Origin of the sequence: Glaesserella parasuis (assembly GCF_017352235.1) — a bacterium.
Lineage (GTDB): Bacteria > Pseudomonadota > Gammaproteobacteria > Enterobacterales > Pasteurellaceae > Glaesserella > Glaesserella parasuis.
The window spans coordinates 1312450-1336599 of sequence record NZ_CP071487.1; the positions used below are offsets into that span (position 1 = coordinate 1312450).

The window sequence follows — 24150 nt, forward strand, 5'->3', positions numbered from 1 at the left end:
ATGACAACCAACATCGAAATCGCCATTGTAATGGGTTCAAAAAGCGATTGGGCAACTATGTCCGAAGCAACCCAAATTCTCAACCAATTTAACATTCCTTATCACGTTGAAGTCGTTTCAGCTCATCGTACGCCCGACAAACTGTTTGAATTTGCCGAAACCGCAGAACAAAAAGGTTACAAAGTGATTATTGCAGGAGCTGGCGGGGCGGCTCATCTACCTGGTATGATTGCAGCGAAAACCATTGTTCCTGTCTTGGGTGTACCTGTAAAAAGCTCAATGCTCAGTGGCGTGGATAGTCTTTACTCTATCGTTCAAATGCCAAAAGGCATTCCTGTCGGCACTCTTGCTATCGGTCCAGCTGGAGCGGCAAATGCAGGATTATTAGCGGCACAAATTTTAGGTGCATTTAACCCTGAAATTGCACTAAAATTACGTTCTTTCCGCAATGAACAAACACAATCTGTGTTAGACAATCCAGACCCACGAATTTAAATGAGTAAAAAATTATTAATTCTCCACACAGGTGGAACTATTTCAATGAGCGAAGGCGAAGACGGCAAAGTATCGCCTTCAGCTCAAAACCCACTTTTAATGGCGTTAGCTAAACTCAATCACCCTGCTCAACTTTATCAAGAAGCGATTTTACACGTTCCTTCGCCCCATATTACCTTGGCACATTGGCAGTTGCTAAAAGATCGGATCGAACAGGCAGTGTTAGCCGAAGGTTATGATGGCATCGTGATTACACACGGCACAGACACCTTAGAAGAAACAGCCTATTTCCTTGATTTAGCCTTGAAAGTGAATGTTCCCGTTGCCATTACAGGGGCAATGCGTTCTAGCAATGAATTAGGCTCTGACGGTTTAATTAACCTACAAAGTGCTATTTTGGTGGCATTAAGTAATGAAAGCCAAAACAAAGGTGTTTTGGTGGTGATGAATGATGAAATTCATAATGCCAAATTTGTGACCAAAACCCATACCACTAACGTAGCAACCTTCCAAACGCCCACATTTGGGCCTTGTGGTTTGGTTACCAAAAACCGTGCAATTTATTTCCAACATCTGACCGCTTACGAACGCTTTCCGATTGATCGTTTGGAAAAATCAAACATTCAACTGGTCAAAGCCTATGTCGGTATGGATAGCTTCTTACTAGAACAACTGGCTCAAAGCCGTTGTGACGGCGTAGTGGTTGAAGCTTTAGGGGCAGGAAACCTACCGCCATCTTGTCTAGCGGGGATTTCCGCCCTATTAAATGCAAATATCCCAGTGGTATTGGTGTCCCGTGCCTTTAACGGTATTACGCAAGATGTGTATGATTATCTTGGTGGCGGTAAGCAACTGAAACAACAAGGGGTCATTTTCACCCAAGGATTAAGCGGACAGAAAGCTCGCATTAAGTTGATGGTTTTACTCAATCAAAAACTAGATAAACCATTGGCAGAGTATTTTTAATGTAGGTCGGGCATTTATGCCCGACTTATATATGATCATAATCGTTGGGTATCAATGCCCGACTTCGTATATTTGGTAATTATTGTCGGGCATAAATGCCCGACCTACACGGGATAACTATGCAAAAAAGCACACTCTACCCCCCTATTTATGTTCTTGGTAACGGGCAACTTGGCAGAATGTTACGTTATGCAGGTATGCCATTAGACATTGAAGTTCAGCCATTAGCCTTTGATGATCCCGTATTCGATCTCGCAGAAAACAGTTTGATTAGCGCTGAAATTGAACGCTGGGCAGAAACGCCTTTAACAAATTTATTGAGCAACCATAAAAACTTTGTCAATCTTTCCGTTTTCAGACAACTTGCCGACCGTTTTACCCAAAAATCATTGCTCGATCAGCTTAATCTCTCTACATCGCCTTGGCAGTTATTAAGTTCTCCTGAGCAATGGCAACAAGTCTTTGAAAACATTGGTGAAAAAGTGGTAGTGAAACGTCGTACAGGGGGCTATGACGGTCGTGGGCAGTGGATTGTCACTAAAGATAATGTCGAACAAATTACCTCTGATTTATTTGGTGACGTAATTGCAGAAAAATTTATTCCCTTTGATGGCGAAGTTTCCTTAGTGGGTGCAAGGTTCCGTAATGGCGAAACTCACTTCTACCCTGTAACCCATAACTTACAACAAAACGGCATTTTACGTTACAGCGTTGCGGATATCACGCTACCCCATCAACAAATATTCCAACAACAAGCAGAACAAATGCTGTCTGCGATTATGCACGAACTCAATTATGTTGGTGTAATGGCAATGGAATGTTTTGTAGTAGGCGAAAAACTGCTGATAAATGAACTCGCTCCACGCGTACACAATAGTGGACATTGGACGCAGTTAGGCTGTTCAATCAGTCAATTTGAATTGCATTTGCGTGCATTACTTGATTTACCAACCCCAGAGCTTAAACCTATTGCACCAAGTGTAATGGTGAACCTTATTGGGATCGAACATCATAATGAATGGTTAGATATTCCATTTAGCCAACTGCATTGGTATGGAAAAGAAGTTCGAGCAGGCAGAAAATTGGGGCATATTAACCTTTGCCACCCTGATAAAACCGTTATCATTGAAAACTTGCAAAAACTCAAACCTTATCTCTCTGAGGATTTTTATTCGGGGTTGGATTGGGTAAAAAATATCATCGAACATACGTAATTTCGTTAGCCATTAAGAAAGTTTTTGTAATTTCGCCAAAACTTATAATAATATACTGTACTTCTACTTACATTTCATATTTAAGGAATAAAAATGGTTATATTACATACTAATCTTGGTGATATCAAAATTATGCTAAATTTTGAGAAAGCACCTATTACTTCTGCAAATTTTGAGTCTTATTGTAAAGAAGGTTTTTACAATAATACTATTTTCCACCGTGTTATTGATAATTTCATGATTCAAGGTGGAGGCATGGAAGTAGGAATGATAGAAAAACCAACCAGAGAACCAATTAAAAATGAAGCAAGTAACGGTTTAAGTAATAAACGGGGTAGTATTGCGATGGCTCGTACAGCAGATCCTCATTCAGCCACCTCACAATTTTTCATTAATGTTGTAGATAATGCTTTCTTAGACTACCGAACAAAAGAACTATTTGGCAAAACTGTAGTTCAAGAATGGGGGTATGCTGTTTTTGGAGAAGTTGTAGATGGTATGGATATTGTAGATAAAATAAAAGTTATCTCTACACATAATTATGGATGGCATACTGATGTCCCTAAACATGATATAGTCATTACTTCTGTAAGTATTGAATAAATCACAATGTCCTCTATTCCTCTCTCAATCTAATTATTTTCTACTTTAAAATAATCGTGAGTAATTTATGAATAATATTGATCAACAAGAAGTGGAGAAATTTGAAAAAATGGCAAAAACTTGGTGGGATCCTCAAGGAGACTTTAAGCCTATTCATCTACTTAATCCACTAAGGCTTGCCTATATCAATGACAAAACAAATGGGCTATTTGGAAAAAAAGTACTTGATATCGGATGTGGGGGAGGAATTCTAAGCGAATCAATGGCTGGTTTAGGAGCTATTGTCACTGGCATTGATATGGCAGCAGATGCTCTACTAGTTGCTAGACAACATGCAGAATCTAATCACTTAAATATTTGCTATCAGCAAATTACTGTAGAAGACTTTCTAAAACAACATTGTATAACGGATACTGAAAAATTTGATATTATTACCTGTATGGAGGTGCTTGAACATGTACCCAATCCTCATTCTATTATTCAGAGTTGTAAGAATTTATTAAAGGAAGATGGTTTACTCTTTATTTCAACCATTAATAGAACAGCGAAAGCATACATGTTGATTATTATAGGCGCAGAATATGTTCTCAAAATGCTTCCTAAAGGCACTCACAATTTCGAAAAATTTATTAAACCCTCGGAGTTGCTAAGATGGTGCTCTCAAGAAGATTTTGAATGTAAAGAAATCGTCGGATACCATTTTAATCCTTTAACAAAGAATTTTTGGATCAATAAGGATATAAATTGTAATTATATTGCCGTACTACAAAATAGCTAAAACTAGCTACAGTAATGGCAAAAAGAGAAATGATAAAGTATTAAGTCAATAGCATAAAAGGCATAGTAGACAAAAGTGTTGGTAAAAAGTGGGCTAAAGCCTTATAGTACAAGGCTTTAAGCCCACTTTTTGAAATATGAACAAAAAACTGTCCTTTTTGCCTTAAGCACAATATCCAAAAGCATGGAAAGAAAAATAATATTCAGAGATACTTTTGTTCGTCCTGTCATAAAACCTTTTCTTCCACAAATAAATTAAATCCAATAGATATTAATGCCATTGTTAAAATAACAATGGCATTGAGCATGAAATTCTAATTTATAGGTGCTAGATTACCACACAAAACTTACCCCTCCTCCAATCGCAGTATCCCGCTGAGTATTACTGCCAACAGACGCTCGAATAAGCCATTTGCCATTATCAGAAATTCTGGAATAACCTATAGCATAGGCAGATTGCCCGCGATATTGTGCATTAGAAACAGAAATAGCACTTTTACCTGGTAAATAAATTTGTGGCAAATTAGCCATCGCTACAGCAGAAGCAATACCCGCTCTTGCATTAACATCAACACGACCAATATCTCTTGATAATTGATTAAATCCTGTATTCACAGAAGAAACCACTTTGTTGAGCTGACGAACATTCACAATATCGCCCTCAGCACTACCATCTCCAACGTTGGTAATTCTGGCGCCATTCATATTTACAACTGGATTTCCTTGCATATCTTTACCTAAAGATACTTTGGTATCGCCATTACTAATTGAAGTAATGCTGCTTAAATCTCCAGACACGCTCACATTGTAAATATTCTGACCATTTGCACCCGTTTTTGAAGTCACTTTCACATTTTTACCCGCTTCAACTTCAGTTCTTGCGGCTGCGGTTGCGGTATTAATTGCTACTGCGACTTCATCTCCTGTCGCAAAATGGTTGCTTTTATCTGCTGCACTAATGGTGCGTTTATCCTTAGAGGCAGTGAGTTTCGTTTTAGCAACCGCCAAATCATACACGATTTGCTGATTATCGCCCTGACGCTCTTTTATCACCACACTGTGATCGGTAGATTCCACTTCAGTTTTCGCAGATTTCAACTGTTTCACATTAACAGCGTCCGTATCTGCTACCCCTTCAGCGACATTACCTAATACCATCGGAGTTTCATTTGCCAAATTCACTTTTACTGCTAATGACTTAAGCGTAATACTGCCATCTGGATTTTGCGTTTTGGTTGAGAATTTACCTTTAACATTCACCACTGGAATTAACTTAATCGAACCATCTTTAGCAGGTTCTTCCAAATAGAAATTACCGCCCATATTGATAATTGATTTGCCGTCTTCCGTTGTATACTCCATCGGTAAACCGCTGACACTCACATTTCCTCGCTCACCCTTAGGTCCCTGAGCACCCGCTGTTCCCTGCGGTCCTTGTGGTCCCGTTGGACCCGTAGGTCCTTGAATACCTTGTTCACCTTTAGGACCCTGTTCACCCCTAGGCCCTGCTGGACCCACAGGGCCAGCTGCACCCGCAGGGCCAGTTTCTCCTCGGTCACCCTTAGGTCCCTGAATACCCGCTGTTCCCTGCGGTCCTTGTGGTCCCGTTGGACCCGCAGGTCCTTGAATACCTTGTTCACCTCTAGGACCTGGTTCACCCTTAGCCCCTGCTGGACCCGCAGGACCAGTTTCACCTTTATCTCCCCTAGGACCCTGCTCGCCTCGCTCTCCCGCTGGGCCTGCTGGACCAGCTGCACCCGCAGGACCTTGAGGGCCCATTGGTCCTGCTTCACCAGTGTCACCCTTATCGCCTTTTGCTCCTGCCTCTCCTTTTGGACCTGCAGGACCAGGTGCACCTTGTTCCCCCCTAGGACCCTGCTTGCCTGGCTCTCCCGCTGGACCTGTTGGTCCTGTTGCACCCTGTGGTCCAGCTGGACCTACTGGACCCGCAGGTCCTTGAATACCTTGTTCACCTCTAGGACCCGGTTCACCCTTAGCCCCTGTTGGACCCGCAGGGCCTATTTCTCCTTTTGGACCAGCAGGTCCCACTGGACCCGCAGGGCCAGTTTCTCCTCGCTCACCCGCAGGGCCTCGTGGTCCTGCTGGACCCGCAGGACCAGTTTCACCTTTCTCTCCCCTAGCACCTGGAGCTCCATCATTTCCTTTTGGACCTTGTATGCCCTGAGCACCCGCTGGGCCTGCTGGACCCGTAGGTCCTTGAATACCTTGTTCACCTTTAGGACCCTGTTCACCCCTAGGCCCTGCTGGACCCACAGGGCCTTGAGGGCCCTCTGGTCCTGCTTCACCACGGTCACCCCTATCGCCTTTTGCTCCTGCCTCTCCTTTTGGACCCACAGGACCAGTTTCTCCTTTATCTCCCCTAGGACCCTGCTTGCCTGGCTCACCCGCAGGGCCTCGTGGTCCCGCTGGACCAGCTGCACCCACAGGACCTTGAGGGCCTACTGGTCCTGCTTCACCAGTGTCACCCTTTTCGCCTTTTGCTCCTGCCTCTCCTTTAGGACCCGCAGGACCAGGTGCACCTTGTGGTCCAATTGGCCCCGCTGGACCCGCAGGGCCAGTTTCGCCCCTATCGCCTTTTGCTCCTGCCTCTCCTTTTGGACCTGCAGGACCAGGTGCACCTCGTGGTCCCGCTGGACCTACTGGACCCGCAGGGCCAGCTTCTCCTCGCTCACCCCTAGGACCCGCAGGGCCAGTTTCGCCACGATCTCCTTTTTCACCTTTCTTGATAGTGTCACTCGAACCATCTGTATAGTTAATTTTTAGATTGCCATCTGGTTCATTTTCCGTACTTTCAATTAACTTACCCATAGCGGCAATCCTATCAATTTTATCTTTGAGATCTTGATCTAATTTAACCGTAATCGTACTGTCTTTAACATCGGAAGTAATACCATTTTCTCCTTTTACAGTGAGCATACCACTCCAAATGCCTACCTTGCCACTGCTGCCGTTATCGCCTCCTATTTGCATGGTGAGCGATTGAAGCTGTGCCACGTTTACTGCATCGGTTAATTCTTTACCTGCCGCAACGTTGACGATTTGGCGTTTGATTATGCTACTACCATCCTTTCTAAAAGTATTGCTACCAACAGAAACCGCACCAATCCGATTATTATTAGCACTTTCTGTGGATTTAAATCCATTCTCAACAGTGCTTTCTCCCTCTGTCACAGAAAAAGTTTGTTTTGCTCCTTCAATACCCCCTTCCGTGTCTGCTTTAGAGTAATAACCCAATGCAACACCACCTAAAACGTTAACAGATGAATTGTTACCCAATGCAGTGCCTCTATTTTGATTTGCAATAGCATTTTCACCGACTGCAACAGAGCCTATTCCTCGTGCTTGTGCTCCATAACCATAAGCCGCAGAATACTCGAATGCTTTTGCAGTTGCCCCAACGGCTACGGCTTTGGTTTGGTAAAGGACTGCTTCAGCTTGATAACCTATCGCAATAGAAGTCCTACCTTCAGCTTTTGCGCCCTGACCGATGACAATAGAACCAGGCCCAACCCTACTATCTTGACCAATACCAATAGTACCACCGTCAGCTGATTCATTCCTTCCGGGTCCAGAACCATCTTGATACCATGCAGCTAAACCTACTGGACTAAAAAATATACTTAGTAATACTAGACTTAAAAAACTTAATTTAAATTTATCTTGCTGTTTATCTAAAAAATAATCTGAGGTGCATACTTGAGCTCTTTTATCCGTGTAAGTGGATGTTTTGGTGTGAGACTTTACTAACTCAGATACAACCACCCAAGCCTGTTGAACATGACTCCAAATAACTCTAAATATTTTATTCATAATAACTTTCCATAATAACTTTCTCTAACGCTTTTTCTAATAAAGCATCATAAACTTTTATTTACATTTTCAGGGTGTACAGATGTCCCCACTCCATTGTAAAAAAAAAAAAAAAAAACAACATTTACATAAAATAAAGAATAAAATAACAAGCATTTTTCAACTTTTATTGTCAATTATTAAAAAAGTTAGAAATAATAGGCGGAAATCTAATGAAAGCGGTGATTTAGATAAGGTATCTATTAAAACTGATACACCAAATTCACGACCAAAGAAGGTCACGTCTGCAATAATATTGAGATAGGTTTGTTGTAAAGGAATTAATTTAGCTTTGGGGGATTTTTCAATATAACGTTGAATAGTTCTAATGGAACAGTGATATTTTTGGATATTGTTCTTAAGGCAAAAAGGACAGTTTTTTGTTCATATTTCAAAAAGTGGGCTTAAAGCCTTGTGTTATAAGGCTTTAGCCCACTTTTTACCAACACTTTTGTCTACTATGTCGCATACCAAATGCTTAAAAAGTGATTGAAGTAGACTAATCCCAGTATAATCTACTTCAATATTTTCATTATCTTAGTGCACTCTTCAATGCTTCTGCTTTATCCGTTTTTTCCCAAGGGAAATGCTCACGACCGAAGTGTCCGTAAGCGGCAGTTTCACGATAAATCGGACGGATTAAATCTAACATTTTGATTAAGCCGTATGGACGTAAATCGAAATGTTCACGCACTAAACGCACTAACACTTCATTACTCACTTTACCAGTACCGAAGGTTTCCACCATAATTGATGTCGGCTCTGCAATACCAATAGCATAAGAAAGCTGAATTTCACAACGATCTGCTAAACCTGCTGCGACAATATTTTTCGCAACATAACGTGCAGCGTAGGCAGCTGATCTATCCACTTTTGACGGATCTTTACCCGAGAAAGCCCCGCCACCGTGACGAGCTGCACCGCCGTAGGTATCAACGATAATTTTACGACCCGTTAAACCACAGTCGCCCATTGGACCGCCGATCACGAAACGACCTGTCGGGTTGATAAAGTATTTGGTGTTTTGGCTTAACCATTCGCTTGGCAATACTGGCTTGATGATCTCTTCCATCACACCTTCAAACACGGTTTTCTGATCAACGTGTTCTGCGTGTTGGGTTGAAAGCACCACAGCATCAATGCCTTTAATTTTGTTATCTTCGTAAATAAAGGTTAATTGGCTTTTCGCATCTGGGCGTAACCAATCTAATTTGCCTGACTTACGCACTTTCGCTTGTTGTTCCATTAAGCGGTGAGCGTAAGTGACTGGAGCTGGCATTAACACTTCCGTTTCATTTGTCGCATAACCGAACATAATCCCTTGGTCGCCTGCACCTTGCTCTAACGGGTTAGCACGATCCACACCTTGATTGATGTCTGGCGATTGTTTACCGATAGCATTTAATACCGCACAAGAGTGTGCATCAAAGCCCATATCTGAATGGGTATAACCGATGTCGCAAATCACTTGGCGAGTTAAGTTTTCAATATCCACCCAAGCAGAAGTGGTGATTTCACCGCCCACAAGCGCCATACCTGTTTTTACATAGGTTTCACACGCTACACGTGCTTTTGGATCTTGTTTGAGAATTTCGTCTAATACGGCATCTGAAATTTGGTCTGCGATTTTATCTGGGTGACCTTCAGATACCGATTCTGATGTAAATAGATTGATAGCCATAATTATTCCTTGTAGGGTACGCAACTAACGCACCATGATTGTTATTTGGTGCATTAACGCACCCTAAGAAATTCAACAAGCGGTAAGATATTGCAAAAAAATACGTCAATACTTACCGCTTGTAAGAAATTTGTTTTAGAAGTTTTTCCGTCTAGATGGCTATAATACGTTGTTTAAGTAATAATGACAAATATTTTTTGAATATTTATGCTTTCTAAACATAGAAATAATTCTCTAGCTCTTAGAAGAAAAAAGGAGGAGGATCATTTATGAAAATCTCTTAAGAAACATAGGAACAATAGTATATTTATTGCTTTTTTCAAAAATCACCTTAGAATGTCTGAGTTATTTATTTCTACAGGAGTATAAAAATGGGTACACTAGGCTATGCATTATTAACAGTCGTTGGTGCATTGGGCATAATCGTGATGTTTGCAATCAACATTTTCTAATGTTGCATTTTATGAAATGGTGAGTTGGGTAACTGGCTCACCATTTTTATTTATGGGATAAGCTATGTCAAAAATTACCTTTGCTTCTTTAAATTTTAATCAATCAAATACCCCTGTTTCAGCACAGTTTGATGATATTTATTTTTCTACGCAAGATGGGCTGGCGGAGAGCCATTATGTCTTTCAAGAGGGTAATCAACTGTGGGAAAAATGGCAACGACACACCCGATCTTTCTTTGTGATTGCCGAAACAGGCTTTGGAACAGGACTGAATTTTTTTGCAGTGGCAGAAAAGTTTAAGGCATTTTTAGCGGAATATCCGACTTCACCACTTAAACGGCTCTATTTTATCTCTTTTGAAAAATTTCCGATAAAAGCCGAACAATTACAGCAAATTCACCAACATTATCCGCAATTTGCAGATTTTTCCACGAAACTTATCGCTTGTTGGCAACCTAGACAGGTTGGGTGTCAGCGTTACCATTTTGAACAAATTTACCTTGATATTTGGTTTGGCAACCTATTAGAGAATTTGCCACAACTGGGCGATTATTATAACAACCTGATCGATTGCTGGTTTTTAGATGGCTTTTCGCCCGACAAAAACCCTGAAATGTGGAACGAAAGCCTTTATCAGCAAATGTTCCGCCTAACACAAGCGGGCGGATCTTTTGCGACTTTTACCGCATCAAGCAATGTCCGCCGTGGATTGCAAGCGGTCGGTTTTGAAGTGAAAAAACACAAAGGCTTCGGCAAAAAACGAGAAATGCTGTGGGGCGAGAAGCCTGACAATCAAACAGAAAACCGCATTCGCTTTCCTTATTTTTATCAATCTAACCAAACAGAGAGCGATGATGTGGCGATTGTCGGTGGTGGTATTGCAAGCCTTGCCGTTGCCTTGTCTTTGCTAGAACGTGGCAAACAGGTCACACTTTATTGTAAAGATGAACAGTTAGCAAAAAATGCGTCTGGCAATTTACAGGGGGCGATTTACCCACAACTCAGCGACGATGATGAGCGAAATGTGCGTTTTTATGTGCATAGCTTCGATTATGCGTTGCAACGTTTTAAGCAGTTGGCTCAAGCGGTCACATTTGAACACGATTTTTCAGGGGTGGCATTGTATGCTTATAACGATAAAACCGCACACAAACTGCAAAAAATGGCGGAGCAAGGTTGGGATAGCGAACTTTATCAACTCTGTTCAGCTCAAGATTTGAGTGAAAAAATAGGCTTAACGGTACAAAATGGTGGTGCTTTTATTGCTCAGGGCGGTTGGCTTTCACCTGTGCAGTTTGTACAAAATGCTTTTACCTTATTGCAACAACGAGGTTTGAAAGTGGTGTTAAACCATCAGGTGGAAAACCCTGAGTGGTTTGCAGGAAAATGGCAATGGCAACATCAAGGGCGAACCTTCGCCCATCAAACCTTAGTGTTGGCAAACGGGCATTTATTAACTGACTTTACTCAAAGTCAAGGCATTCCCCTTTATCCTGTGCGCGGGCAGGTCAGCCAAATCCCAACGACAGAAGCCTTGTCGAAGTTAAAATGTGTGGTTTGTTATGATGGCTATTTAACGCCGAGCTCAGCTCAACAGACCCATTGTATCGGGGCAAGCCATTTAAGAGACAATGCCGATGAGCAGTTCAGTTTAGTTGAACACGAGCAAAATATTGCAAAACTTCAGCAGAATTTGACCGCTTGTGAATGGACGCAACAGATTGATTTTTCAGGAAATCTTGCCAAAGTCGGCATTCGAGCGGCATTTCGAGATCGTGTGCCGATGGTGGGGGCTGTGCCAGATTTTGAAGCACAAAAAACACAATATGCCAACTTGTATAATCAACTTCGCCGTCGAGAACCGATTGAAACTGCCAACTGCTATCCAAATCTCTATTTAGTGGCAGGGCTTGGCTCACGAGGTTTAACCACCGCCTTTTTATTGGGCGAGTTGTTAGCCAGCCAAATTTGCGGTGAACCGCTTCCCCTTAGCCAAGATATTTTGCAAGGGTTAAGTACAAATCGAACGTGGATACGGAATTTGTTGAGGGGAAGACAGATAACATAAAGGGCCAAATATATAGGCATAATAGACAAAATAGTTGCTATGCCCCCAATGAAAACAACTTTATTTGTTCAGGCCCCTATCAAAAGTGCTTTTGGGTTTCAAGAGAAAGTAACTTTATGGGGCTTATCAGGCGGGATTATCAATATCAATAAATTCGACCTCTAATCCATACTCTTTTGCCAGCCATTCACCTAAGGCTTTCACGCCATCTCTTTCGGTTGCGTGGTGTCCGCAAGCAAAATAGTAAATGCCTTGTTCTCGTGCCGAATGGGTCGTTTGCTCTGAAATCTCACCGCTAATAAAGGCATCGATCTGTTTATTTGCGGCTAAATCAATATAACCTTGTCCACCGCCGGTACAGATAGCAACAGTCTTAATTAATTTTTGTGGAAAATCTGCAATAAATTCGTCACATAAAATCGGTTTACGCTTAAGAGCTTTTTCTAGTCTGTTCGCTAACTCTTGTGCTGAAATCGCTTCATCTAATTCACCATAGACGGGAATAGAGAGAGCTTTATCTTCCAAACCTTGTAAGTTTTTTACCCCAATATGTTTTGCAAGTTGAGCGTTGTTGCCTAATTCCGCGTGCATATCAAGGGGAAGATGATAGCCAAACAGATTGATGTCGTTGACTAGCAGTTGTTTGATCCGCTTTCCTTTCATACCACGAATACAAGGGTTTTCGCTTTTCCAAAAATAGCCGTGATGAACAAGGATTGCATCGGCTCTTTTCGCAATAGCCTGTTCAATTAAGGGTAAACTAGCGGTGACACCTGTGATAATTTTGCGAATTTCACGACGACCTTCGACCTGTAAGCCATTTGGAGCATAATCTGCAATGGCTTTACTGTTGAGTTTTTCATCAAGAATTTGTTCAAGTTGTAGATTAATGAGCATTGTCACTCCTCTAGGGTGATCTTTTATCTAGGATATAGATGCATACGCCATACATTTAGCGAAATAATTTATTGCTTAAAAGTCAATACGTTATAAGTAATTATAAATTTAGATATGGAGGCGTGTACCGGAATCGAACCGATCTACATGGATTTGCAATCCAGTGCATAACCGCTTTGCTAACACGCCCTAAGAAAATATATTGGAGCGGGAAACGAGGCTCGAACTCGCGACCCCGACCTTGGCAAGGTCGTGCTCTACCAACTGAGCTATTCCCGCATTTGAATTGTTCTTGGAAACGGTGTGCATTCTACCTATTTCTAAATAAGTGTCAAATATTTATTTTATAAAACAAAATTAATTGATGAAAAAAAGGGCATTGATTGTGTTTATCTCAATAAATGGTTAAACGGTTGAATAGTCACTTGCTCACCTACGGCAACATTGCCACGTTCTTGCTCAAGCACAATAAAACAGTTGCTTTCATTAAACGCACTAAAAATATGCGAGCCTTGTGTTCCAACGGTTTTTACTTCAAGTTGCCCATTTTCATTCGCATAGAAAAAGCCCCGTTGGAAATCTTGGCGACCAACAGCTTTCTTAAGTGTAACAGCGGTACAAGCGGTCAGATTTGGTGAAAAGTTTGCAATATGTTCATCGGATCTACCCGCTAGTTTCAATAATGCAGGCTGAACAAGTTGATAGAAAGTGACTAAAGCAGACACAGGATTACCCGGTAAACCAAAGAACCACGCTTTTTCCAATTTACCAAATGCAAAAGGTTTACCCGGTTTCATCGCAATTTTCCAAAAACCGATTTCCCCGAGTTTTTCCAAGACATCTTTGGTGAAATCCGCTTCACCAACGGACACACCACCACTTGTGATTAATACATCGGCGTTTTGTTGTGCTTCGGTAAAGGTCTTTTCAAACAGACTAGGATCATCAGGCAAAATGCCGTAATCGACAATTTCACAATGCATTTTTTCCAGTAAAAGGCGGACGGTAAAACGGTTGGTGTCGTAAATCTGTCCTTCTTGTAACGGATTTCCAACAGACACTAATTCATCACCTGTTGAAAGAATAGCGACTTTCAAACGTGGATAAACAGCAACTTTATCAATCCCTAGCGAAGCCAATAGTGGTAGGCTTGCTACATTTAATAGGCTACCTTTAGCGAGAACCAATTCCCCTTGCTTCATATCTTCACCAATACGACGGATATTATCCCCCAATTTCTTCGGTAAGCGATTAATGGTGACAGTACCATCGGCATTCAGCGTCGTATCTTCCTGCATCACTACGGCATCAGCTTCCACTGGCACTTTTGCCCCCGTCATAATTCGTACACAGCTTCCTTGTGGCATTTCAGCCAGAAACGGATTACCTGCAAAGGCTTTACCTGCGATTTGTAGCGTAGTGGAATGTTCTAGATCTGCCATTCGTACCGCATAGCCGTCCATTGCAGAGTTATCAAAATTCGGCACGTTAATCGGTGAGAAAATGTCATCAGCACAAATTCGGTTTACCGCTTGATCAAGCGGAATAATCTCTTGTGATGTTGGACGTGGTAGTTGGTTTAGCATCGTGTCGAGTGCTTGAGAAAGTGGAAGTAAAGACATTGGGTGTTCCTTAATATAAGTAGTAGGGGCACACTGCGTGTGTCCGCCAAATTGTGAGGGGCAGTCTTTTTTAAATGGACACACGCAGTGTGTCCCTACATCTATTTATGACATAATTTTGTTGTAAGTAATACATCACCCCATCTGCGCCTGTGTAATAAAATCTTTCAACCCGAGCAAAATATTATTAATAGCAACCGCAGAAAGAATTAAACCCATTACACGACTAATAATCGCCGCCCCTGCGTGTCCGATAAAATGTTGAATACGGTTTGCCACTAAAAAGAGAATATAGGTAATTAACAGTACAGATAACATAATCCCCGTGGTAATCACCTGATCACCAAAACTGTAGCGATGGTTATCGGTCAATAACACCACCGCCATCATTGCCCCTGGTGATGCAATTGACGGCACTGCCAACGGATATACCGCTAATTCGTGTAGATTACTTTTCATTTTGATCTCTTGATCTGGCTTACTTTCACCAAAAATCATTGTTAATGCAAAAAGCAATAATACCAAGCCTCCAGCAATTTGGAATGCCGATAATGGAATTTGCATTGCATCAAGTAGCCATTGTCCCAACACCAAGAAAAAGAGTAAAATCCCTGCTGCAATTAAAATCGCATTACGGGCAATCTTACGGCGATCTTCTGGTGATAAACCAACGGTTTTTGCCAAATAAACTGGAATGGAGCCAATAGGGTCGATGACCGCCCAAAGAACAACGAATTGGACAACTAACGAATCAAACATTTACTTTTCCTCATAAAACAAAATCTTCGTTATTGTGCAATAAATTTACCCTAAAACCAAACAACTTATTTAATTTTCAATGATTTTTTTTACAGATTTAACCTTAAAACGTGGTCAAACCATCTTACTTGAACAAGCAAATGCAACTATTCATACAGGGCAGAAAGTCGGCTTAATCGGCAAAAATGGCTGTGGTAAATCGTCACTGTTTGCCTTATTAAAAAATGAACTACAAGCAGAAGGCGGTGATGCCAGCTATCCGAAAAACTGGTCGATTGCGTGGGTAAACCAAGAAACACCCGCATTAGATATCTCTGCGTTGGATTATGTAATCCAAGGTGATCGGGAATATACCCAACTCACTGCCCAACTTGAGCAAGCCAACCTTGAGAATAACGGCAATTTGATTGCCACCTTACACGCCCAACTGGATACCATTGACGCTTGGACAATTCAATCTAGAGCTTCAACTCTACTTAATGGCTTAGGTTTTAGTACCGAACAGCTTCAACTGCCAGTAAAATCCTTTTCAGGTGGTTGGCGAATGCGGTTAAATTTGGCTCAAGCTTTAATTTGTCGTTCCGATTTGTTGCTACTTGACGAGCCAACCAACCACTTAGATTTAGATGCTGTGATCTGGCTTGAACGCTGGTTAAGCAACTATCGTGGCACCTTATTGCTCATTTCCCACGACCGAGATTTTCTCGATCCGATTATCGACCGTGTCTTGCATATTGAACAGCAAAAACTGTTTGATTACACGGGCAATTACAGTTCGTTTGAAATCCAGCGAGCAACGAAACTCGCTCAACAAAATGCGGCTTACCAACAACAGCAGCAAAAAATCGCCCATTTGCAGAAATTTATCGACCGCTTTAAAGCCAAAGCCACCAAAGCAAAACAGGCTCAAAGCCGTGTCAAAGCCCTTGAAAAAATGGAACTGATTGCCCCAGCTTATGCGGATAGTCCATTTTCCTTTGAATTTAGAGAGCCACTTTCACTGCCTAACCCTTTATTAATGATGGAAAAAGTCAGTGCAGGCTATGGGGAAAGAACCGTGTTGCAATCAGTCAAACTCAACCTAGTACCTGGTTCTCGCATTGGTTTATTAGGGCGAAACGGTGCAGGGAAATCCACCTTGATTAAGCTACTGGCAGGGGAAATTCAAGCACAATCAGGGCATACGCAACTGGCAAAAGGCGTTCAACTTGGCTACTTCGCTCAACATCAATTAGACACCTTAAGAGCAGATGAAAGTGCCTTGTGGCATTTAGCTCGCCTTGCCCCTGAAAAAACCGAACAGGAACTACGCAACTATTTGGGCGGTTTTGCGTTTCACGGCGATAAAGTCAAACAAGCGGTCAATTCTTTCTCTGGCGGTGAAAAAGCTCGCCTTGTGCTTGCGCTTATCGTATGGCAACGCCCGAACTTACTGCTACTCGACGAACCGACCAACCACCTAGATCTCGATATGCGTCAAGCATTAACAGAGGCGCTGACACAATATGAAGGATCGTTGGTGATCGTATCCCACGACCGTCATTTATTACGCAGTACCGTCAATGAATTTTATTTAGTTCACGACGGCAAAGTGGAAGAATTTAACGGCGATTTAGAAGACTATCAAAAATGGCTAAATGAGCTAAATGCTCAGTTGGAATTTGCAAAAAAAGCAGACAATCCGACCGCTTGTAACAATGAAAACAGTGCGGTAAACCGCAAAGAGCAAAAACGCCAAGAAGCCGAATTACGCCAACAAGCCGCCCCACTTCGTAAAAAGCTAACGCAGTTGGAAAAAGAGTTAGAGAAACTTACCGCTAGTTTAACAACCCTGGAAGAAACCTTGGCTTCCCCCGAAATTTACGACGTGGAAAATAAAGCCAAATTGACAGACACTTTGGCAAAGCAAGTGGCAACCAAAAAACAGTTGGAAGAAGTTGAAATGGAATGGCTGGTAGTTCAAGAGCAGTTGGAAGTATTGATGAACGGATAATTTAAAATATTAGCATAGTAGACAAAAGTGCTGGTTTTAATTATTTCCTTTAATTATCACCAACATTTTGGTCTATTATGCCAAATGTTTTCGTAGCAACTGTGTTCACACACAAAAAAGTTATTCAACATCCAACTGGGTTTCGTGGCTTTGTTGCAAACGATTTAGCTCTGCTACTCGCATATCGACAAGCTGACGACGGCGAACCACAAGGGCTTTTTTAAAGGGCATAGTTTTTACTGAACCAGCAACGATTTTGTCTACTATGCCGAAAGATAATACAATTTGAGAATAATAAAGGCAGAAGATACCCTCTGCCTTTATTAGAAAACTACAGTTTGCCTTCTGCTTCTCGGCTTGCAACTGCATCGCCTAAATCCTGATTATCCACAGATTTTTCTTCAGGTTTATCATCTTGAACCGTTGATGCTTTATCTTCATCATCGTTCCCCGAATTGCTCCAGCCTGATGGTTCACCAACAGGTCTGCGGTTCATTAAATCATCAATTTGCTTGCGATCAAGCGTTTCATATTTTAATAACGCATCTTTCATTGCGTGTAAGATGTCGATATTATCCAACAATGTTTGTTTCGCTCGCTCATAATTACGATCAATGATTTTACGCATCTCTTGGTCAATCAATTTTTGCGACGCTTCGGAAACGCCCTTAATTGCCCCCATTCCATCTTCATTTTGATAGAACAATGGCCCTAGCTCTTTTGAAAAGCCCCATTGCGTTACCATTGCTCTTGCAATTTGTGTCGCACGGTGAATATCTGATGAAGCTCCTGTGGTAATTTTATCTTCACCAAAAATAATGCCCTCAGCGATACGCCCTGCAAATAAGGTAGAAAGTTGGCTTTCTAATTTAGTAAAGGTTTCACTAACACGATCTCCCTCAGGTAAAAACTGTGCAAAACCTAATGCTTGCCCACGAGGTACAATGGTCACTTTATTCAGTGGATCGTGTTCTGGCATTAAATAACCTACAATCACGTGTCCCGCTTCGTGATAAGCCGTATTGATAATCTCTTTTTCCGTCATTGTATTTGAACGACGTTCTGGCCCCATATTGATTTTATCTCGAGCTTTCTCAAAATCGTCCATTGTTACAACACGTTTATTTTGACGAGCTGCAAATAACGCAGCTTCATTCACAAGGTTAGCAAGCTGAGCACCTGAATAACCAGGGGTACCACGAGCAACAACCATCGGATCTACATCTGCTGCAAGCGGTACTTTTTTCATATGTACTTTCAAAATCTGCTCACGCCCTTTCACATTCGGTAGATCTACCGTCACTTGGCGGTCAAAACGACCTGGACGAGTTAAGGCGTTATCAAGCACATCTGCACGGTTAGTCGCAGCGATAATAATAATACCTTCACTACCCTCAAAACCGTCCATTTCTACAAGCATTTGGTTTAGGGTCTGTTCACGCTCATCGTGACCACCACTAAAACCAGCACCGCCACGCTTACGACCGACCGCATCAATCTCATCAATAAAGATAATACAAGGGGCATTTTTCTTCGCTTGATCGAAGAGATCACGCACACGAGAAGCACCTACACCAACAAACATTTCAACGAAATCTGAACCAGCCATTGTAAAGAACGGCACATTTGCTTCCCCTGCAATCGCTTTAGCTAACAAGGTTTTACCCGTACCAGGAGGACCTACCATCAAAATCCCTTTTGGAATACGTCCGCCTAATTTTTGGAATTTTGTTGGATCACGCAAGAAGTCCACAACCTCAGCGACTTCCTCTTTTGCTTCATCACAACCTGCCACATCAGTAAGACGTGTTTTGATTTGATCAGGGGCAATCATTTTTGCCTTGCTCTTACCAAAGCCCATCGCACCACGACCGCCACCGCCTTGCATCTGACGCATATAGAACACCCAGAAGCCAATGAGCATAATCATCGGAAACCAAGAAATCAAAATTTGCGATAACAATCCACGACGTTCTGCAGGTTCACCAATTACCTTGACGTTTTTATTTAAGAGATCATTTAACAAATCACGGTCATACATCGGCATTACCGTTTGATATTCTGAACCATCAACCTTTGCCACAGTAATCGTTTCATTGTTACTCTTAAAATTCACTTCTCTGAGGCGATTTTGTTTCAGATCGTCAATAAAAGTCGAATATTCCACCGTATTCGCACTATTAAAATTGCTTTCAAAGCCTTGGAAAGCCGTCATCAACGTAATACCAATTACCGCCCAAAGCAAAATATTTTTAAACATATCGTTCAAGGTTTGTACCCCTTTTTAATCAAAAACTTGTTAAGATTACTATAATTTTACAGGATAAGCTACATTATCCTTTATAACCAGTCGCCACAATATAAACTTCACGAGAACGATCACGAGAAGCCTCAGGTTTACGCACTTTTACTACGTTAAATAATGAACGAATTTCACGCAAATAATCATCAAACCCTTCCCCTTGAAACACTTTGACAACAAAACTGCCTTTTGGTGCTAACACTTGACGGCACATATCTAACGCTAATTCAACCAAATACATCGCACGAGGAATATCCACAGAAGGCATACCGCTAAAGTTTGGAGCCATATCTGACATCACCACATCAACTTTTCCTTCCCCTACTCGCTCTAACAACGCATTTAGAACGCTTTCCTCACGGAAATCGCCCTGCAAAAAATCGACCCCGACAATCGGGTTCATATCCAAAATATCACAAGCTATCACACGCCCTTTATCACCAATTTTCGTGACAACGTATTGAGACCATCCACCTGGCGCAGCCCCTAAATCCACTACTGTCATACCGTGTTTAAACAAGCGGTCAGTTTGTTGAATTTCATCTAATTTAAAATAGGCACGGGAACGAAGTTTTTGCTTGTGTGCCTTTTGAACGAATTGATCTTTGAAATGTTCTGCAAGCCAACGAGATGAACTTGCACTGCGTTTTCTACCCATTCTCTACTCTAATATTCAATTAAACAACAAAATGTAAATCTATAAAAAATTTCCCTCTATAATAAGGGTGAAATGGCTGATTTCAAGGGAAAAGTTAAAATTTTGTGGCGAAATGATGGAATTTGCAAAAAACAGCTCGGATCTGACCGCTTATATTTGCTCGCCCCCCTAATTTTTCGTTATAATCACCACAATTTTTGCCGTTTTGGCATCATATTTTTATTTAAACAGAGGACAGATTTATGGGCTTTTTAGCTGGAAAACGTATTTTAGTAACAGGTTTAGCAAGCAACCGTTCGATTGCTTACGGTATTGCAAAAGCAATGAAAGCACAAGGTGCAGAATTAGCCTTTACCTATTTAAACGACAAACTTCAACCACGCGTTGAAGAGTTTGCCAAAGAGTTTGGTTCAGACATCGTATTACCGTTAGATGTAGCAACCGATGAAAGTATCACAAACTGCTTTGCAGAATTAAGCAAAAAATGGGAAAAATTTGACGGTTTTGTTCACGCAATCGCCTTTGCACCAGGTGATCAATTAGATGGCGACTATGTAAATGCGGCAACCCGTGAAGGTTACCGCATTGCTCACGACATCAGTGCATATAGCTTTGTAGCGATGGCACAAGCCGCACGTCCATTCTTAAACAAAGATGCTGCATTATTAACCCTTTCTTACTTAGGTGCAGAACGTGCGATCCCTAACTACAACGTTATGTGTTTAGCCAAAGCATCACTTGAAGCCGCAACTCGCGTAATGGCAGCGGATTTAGGTAAAGAAGGTATCCGTGTTAATGCGATCTCTGCAGGTCCAATTCGTACGCTTGCTGCATCAGGCATCAAAAACTTCAAGAAAATGCTTGCAGCATTCGAACAAACCGCAGCATTACGTCGTACTGTAACAATTGAAGATGTAGGCAACTCAGCCGCATTCTTATGTTCTGATCTTGCTTCAGGCGTAACCGGTGAAGTGTTACACGTTGATGCAGGCTTTAGCATTACTGCAATGGGTGAGTTGGGCGAAGAGTAATAATTCATCAAAAGACTATTTTCATCTACGAATAAGGGCGGGGTTTTCCTGCCTTTTTACCTTTAAGAGACGATTTGGAATGACAAACGAACAAAAAAAAGCCTTATTCAGTTCAACAAGAATGCACTCTGAACTGGTTTATAATATGACTAAATTGGAGGGTAATCCTTATACTTATAGCGAAGTGAAAACATTGCTAGACGGTATCACCGTAGGCGGTCGTAAACTCTCCGATCAAGAACAAGTTCTACGAGTTTCTCATGCTTGGGAAGAGTTGCGTTCACAAATCGCTCAAAATACCTTTACACTGACCAAAGAAAATTTCATTCATTTCAATCAAATTGTGGCAGAAAATGAAGCCTTAATGGTCGGTAGTTTCCGAACAGGGCAAGTTTATATCGCAGGGGTTGAAAAATATACGCCACCGAAAGCGGAATATTTAGATGATATTTTTACTCAAATGTTCAATGATTTTCATCAGCTTGATTTAAACACTCACGACAAAGCCTTTTGGCTTTTCTTGCAATGTGCCAGACATCAATTTTTCTATGACGGAAATAAGCGTACTGCGCAATTGATGATGAACGGTTTCTTACTCACAAACGGCTTAGCTGTTGTAAGTATCCCAGCTCGTTTAAAGCGCAGCTATGATCGTAAAATGACTAGATTTTACGATACCAATAAAATGGAACCTATGATGAACTTCTTACGCAAACTGGCAGCGAGCGGACGATATGAATAAGATGTCGTTAGCAAACCACTTGCAAAAAAATCATCAAATCTCACCGCTTACAAAGTATTATAAATTCTGAAGTACAGGGACAAGATTAGGCTGTTGCTCAATAATCGCAAGCAATTTCCGTGCCGCACCATTTGGCGTTCGTCTGCCGATTTCCCACGACTGCACAAGGTTTTGGCTTACCCCTAAAAGGGAAGCAAATTCTGCTTGTTTCATCTGATGCAGGGTTCTAATCGCTTTAACATTCGGGATTTTATGGATATGAATACGATGTGGTGGTACTTCTATCTCGCCTTTTTCAATGGCGACCATTTCTTCTAAACCTTGAATAAGGCGATCAAATAATTTCTTTTCCATTATTTTCTCCTGTTAATTTAGCTACAACGGTACGCATTATCGCTTTTTCTTTTTCATTCAAATTATCTTTTTCACTTTTGCTATACATCGTAATAAGGTAAATTCTACCCTTAGTACTCCATACATAATAAATAACACGAACACCGCCACTCTTGCCCTTATTATTGCTTTCTAGTTTCCAGCGAATTTTTTTGCAACCACCCGTATTCTGAATAAAATCGCCTAATTCGTGAGATTCCAATAAATAAGCCTGAAATTTCTGATATTCATCATCAGACATCAATGCTTTTCGGTCTTCTTCAAAGATTTTGGTTTCAATAAAAGTAAGACATTCTTCTGTTTCCATTCAAACAACCTTAGTATAACGTACACAGTACAACTTTTCAGCTCTTTTATAGACTAAGGCATAAAAATATTTTGGCTAGCTTGCTTTGTTATTTTTTCGATAGCGATCCAGGGCAACCGCATATGTTGTCCATTTTTCAACCTACACGCCGAGCAACAGCTCATCTCGAAATTCATCTGACCAACCGGCAGCGGTCAATTTCCCTTTCATACTCTGCTTTTTCGGGTGTAATCGAGCCAAGTTCAACGCTAATCGACGCAAAATTGCCAGATTTTCCGCACCCCATTCATCGGTCACAGCACATTCGTCTTCTTTATAGACCACATCTAGCACCCAATGGGCTTTGTTTTCCACTTCCCAATGCCCTCGCACGCACTTCGCCAATATTTGAATATCAACATCCAAACTACTGATATAAAAGACTTTTTCTTGTGATTCTTTGCCATTATCTGACCGCTTGCGACACACCTCCAACACCGATTTTATCCCCTTCCATTCCTCCGCTTTGCTCAGCCAATCACTCACTTTCAGCTTACGGTAGTAACGCTCATCAATTCGACTACGTTCCGCATTTACCTCCTCATACGTCTCAAGCATTTCAGGGCAATCTCGGCTGATTTTGTGAAAATACACCTCCACTTCCGACTGAAATTGACGGTGATTTTTCTTCAACGGCATCACATAATCCCCTTTCTTTTCGATGATTTTCTCGGCAATTTTCTTCTGTGTATTCATCGCATCCACCGTTATAACGGCATTTTTTAAGCAAAAACTATCGATAATTTCCATCACTGCCTGCTGCTCATTTTGCTTACCCGAGGATTTTTTCTGCGATAAAATCAAACCACGAGACTGGCTCCACACCGTCACACTGTGCAAAGCACTTTGGGTTTCCGGATTGAAACTATGACGAAGTGTCTTGCCATCAATCGCAATCACCTCACGTCCTTGTTGTGTGCGTATCTCATTGATAAAATTAAGAAAAACCTCATTAAACGCTTGTGGCTCAATGCGTTTTATTACACGAGCGATAGTATCATCGACAGGAATGCCACACTCAAAAGGACGATATTTTCGCAACCAATCCAAATGTAATTCGCCAAAAAGTTTGATTTCAGTCCAGCTGTTTGCCCCCGAAATCACGGCACTGACGACGAGAAAAACGATGTCTAAAAAGTGGTGTTTTTGATTATAGGCTCGTGGGTCGGATAAATTTTCAAAAAAACGAAAAACGCTCATTTTACAACCTGATTTGATATGGATAATTAAGGTGTATTAGATCATAAATTTGAGAAAGATGCGATCTTGCCCTGGATAGCG

The 24150-nt window shown here is 41.5% G+C and carries 20 protein-coding genes and 2 tRNA genes; 10 read left to right on the forward strand and 12 right to left on the reverse strand.

The window, feature by feature from the left end:
• The 6 genes from purE (at nt 1) to J1G47_RS12310 (ending at nt 4373) form a co-directional block, all read left to right on the forward strand.
• Nucleotides 1–495 (forward strand): 5-(carboxyamino)imidazole ribonucleotide mutase, encoded by a 495-nt coding sequence (gene purE, locus J1G47_RS06560; RefSeq protein ID WP_010786883.1) that lies wholly within the window; start codon nt 1–3, stop codon nt 493–495.
• Nucleotides 496–1461, forward strand: a complete 966-nt coding sequence (locus J1G47_RS06565; protein WP_207326520.1) for an asparaginase — start codon at nt 496–498, stop codon at nt 1459–1461.
• Between the two features lie 119 nt (nt 1462–1580).
• Nucleotides 1581–2675 (forward strand): 5-(carboxyamino)imidazole ribonucleotide synthase, encoded by a 1095-nt coding sequence (purK, locus tag J1G47_RS06570; protein WP_075620751.1) that lies wholly within the window; start codon nt 1581–1583, stop codon nt 2673–2675.
• A 93-nt stretch (nt 2676–2768) separates the two neighbouring features.
• A complete protein-coding gene (locus tag J1G47_RS06575; RefSeq protein ID WP_005711608.1) occupies nt 2769–3278 on the forward strand; it encodes a peptidylprolyl isomerase in 510 nt (169 codons plus the stop codon).
• A gap of 67 nt (nt 3279–3345) precedes the next feature.
• On the forward strand, nt 3346–4056 hold the full coding sequence (gene ubiG / locus J1G47_RS06580) for a bifunctional 2-polyprenyl-6-hydroxyphenol methylase/3-demethylubiquinol 3-O-methyltransferase UbiG (protein WP_005711610.1): 711 nt from the start codon (nt 3346–3348) through the stop codon (nt 4054–4056).
• Nucleotides 4057–4229: 173 nt separating this feature from the next.
• Nucleotides 4230–4373: an IS1/IS1595 family N-terminal zinc-binding domain-containing protein gene (locus J1G47_RS12310; RefSeq protein WP_416054583.1), complete on the forward strand. Its 144-nt coding sequence runs from the start codon at nt 4230–4232 to the stop codon at nt 4371–4373.
• A 15-nt stretch (nt 4374–4388) separates the two neighbouring features.
• Here J1G47_RS12310 and J1G47_RS12045 read toward each other — a convergent pair whose 3' ends face one another.
• Nucleotides 4389–7886, reverse strand: a complete 3498-nt coding sequence (locus J1G47_RS12045) for an ESPR-type extended signal peptide-containing protein (protein WP_207326521.1) — start codon at nt 7884–7886, stop codon at nt 4389–4391.
• A 571-nt stretch (nt 7887–8457) separates the two neighbouring features.
• On the reverse strand, nt 8458–9606 hold the full coding sequence (gene metK, locus J1G47_RS06590) for a methionine adenosyltransferase (protein ID WP_035497013.1): 1149 nt from the start codon (nt 9604–9606) through the stop codon (nt 8458–8460).
• A 516-nt stretch (nt 9607–10122) separates the two neighbouring features.
• Between metK and mnmC the strand changes: the two genes are divergently transcribed.
• On the forward strand, nt 10123–12126 hold the full coding sequence (mnmC, locus tag J1G47_RS06595; RefSeq protein WP_207326522.1) for a bifunctional tRNA (5-methylaminomethyl-2-thiouridine)(34)-methyltransferase MnmD/FAD-dependent 5-carboxymethylaminomethyl-2-thiouridine(34) oxidoreductase MnmC: 2004 nt from the start codon (nt 10123–10125) through the stop codon (nt 12124–12126).
• Between the two features lie 126 nt (nt 12127–12252).
• Here mnmC and J1G47_RS06600 read toward each other — a convergent pair whose 3' ends face one another.
• From J1G47_RS06600 to J1G47_RS06620, 5 genes are all read right to left on the reverse strand, one after another.
• On the reverse strand, nt 12253–13023 hold the full coding sequence (locus J1G47_RS06600) for a Nif3-like dinuclear metal center hexameric protein (RefSeq protein WP_021114907.1): 771 nt from the start codon (nt 13021–13023) through the stop codon (nt 12253–12255).
• 115 nt (nt 13024–13138) lie between these two features.
• Nucleotides 13139–13212: transfer RNA gene (locus J1G47_RS06605), tRNA-Cys, on the reverse strand.
• 14 nt (nt 13213–13226) lie between these two features.
• Nucleotides 13227–13302 (reverse strand) — tRNA-Gly (locus J1G47_RS06610).
• A 110-nt stretch (nt 13303–13412) separates the two neighbouring features.
• Nucleotides 13413–14645, reverse strand: a complete 1233-nt coding sequence (moeA, locus tag J1G47_RS06615; RefSeq protein ID WP_075630457.1) for a molybdopterin molybdotransferase MoeA — start codon at nt 14643–14645, stop codon at nt 13413–13415.
• A gap of 135 nt (nt 14646–14780) precedes the next feature.
• The gene (locus J1G47_RS06620) at nt 14781–15404 is read right to left on the reverse strand and encodes a MarC family protein (RefSeq protein WP_012621765.1); all 624 of its coding nucleotides are present in this window, start codon (nt 15402–15404) and stop codon (nt 14781–14783) included.
• A 79-nt stretch (nt 15405–15483) separates the two neighbouring features.
• Here J1G47_RS06620 and J1G47_RS06625 point away from each other — a divergent pair, with 79 nt between their 5' ends.
• Nucleotides 15484–17397, forward strand: a complete 1914-nt coding sequence (locus J1G47_RS06625; protein WP_207326523.1) for an ABC transporter ATP-binding protein — start codon at nt 15484–15486, stop codon at nt 17395–17397.
• A 331-nt stretch (nt 17398–17728) separates the two neighbouring features.
• Here the strand turns inward: J1G47_RS06625 and ftsH are convergent, their stop codons facing one another.
• Nucleotides 17729–19657 carry an ATP-dependent zinc metalloprotease FtsH gene (ftsH, locus tag J1G47_RS06635; protein ID WP_021119093.1) on the reverse strand — a complete coding sequence of 643 codons (1929 nt, stop codon included), beginning with the start codon at nt 19655–19657 and terminating at the stop codon, nt 17729–17731.
• Between the two features lie 73 nt (nt 19658–19730).
• Complete coding sequence (rlmE, locus tag J1G47_RS06640; protein ID WP_160427610.1) at nt 19731–20357, reverse strand: 23S rRNA (uridine(2552)-2'-O)-methyltransferase RlmE; 627 nt, start codon at nt 20355–20357, stop codon at nt 19731–19733.
• Between the two features lie 242 nt (nt 20358–20599).
• Between rlmE and J1G47_RS06645 the strand changes: the two genes are divergently transcribed.
• Complete coding sequence (locus J1G47_RS06645) at nt 20600–21388, forward strand: enoyl-ACP reductase FabI (protein WP_005714049.1); 789 nt, start codon at nt 20600–20602, stop codon at nt 21386–21388.
• 79 nt (nt 21389–21467) lie between these two features.
• Nucleotides 21468–22130 carry a Fic family protein gene (locus J1G47_RS06650; protein ID WP_160415330.1) on the forward strand — a complete coding sequence of 221 codons (663 nt, stop codon included), beginning with the start codon at nt 21468–21470 and terminating at the stop codon, nt 22128–22130.
• 57 nt (nt 22131–22187) lie between these two features.
• Here the strand turns inward: J1G47_RS06650 and nadS are convergent, their stop codons facing one another.
• The 3 genes from nadS to J1G47_RS06665 form a co-directional block, all read right to left on the reverse strand.
• Nucleotides 22188–22484, reverse strand: coding sequence for a NadS family protein (gene nadS / locus J1G47_RS06655; RefSeq protein ID WP_021115782.1), 297 nt, complete (start codon nt 22482–22484; stop codon nt 22188–22190).
• Nucleotides 22465–22830, reverse strand: a complete 366-nt coding sequence (locus J1G47_RS06660) for a type II toxin-antitoxin system RelE/ParE family toxin (protein WP_207326524.1) — start codon at nt 22828–22830, stop codon at nt 22465–22467. The genes nadS and J1G47_RS06660 overlap by 20 nt, the downstream gene beginning before the upstream one ends.
• Before the next feature lie 141 nt (nt 22831–22971).
• Nucleotides 22972–24069 carry an ISAs1 family transposase gene (locus tag J1G47_RS06665; RefSeq protein ID WP_207326525.1) on the reverse strand — a complete coding sequence of 366 codons (1098 nt, stop codon included), beginning with the start codon at nt 24067–24069 and terminating at the stop codon, nt 22972–22974.
• Nucleotides 24070–24150: the final 81 nt, after the last annotated feature.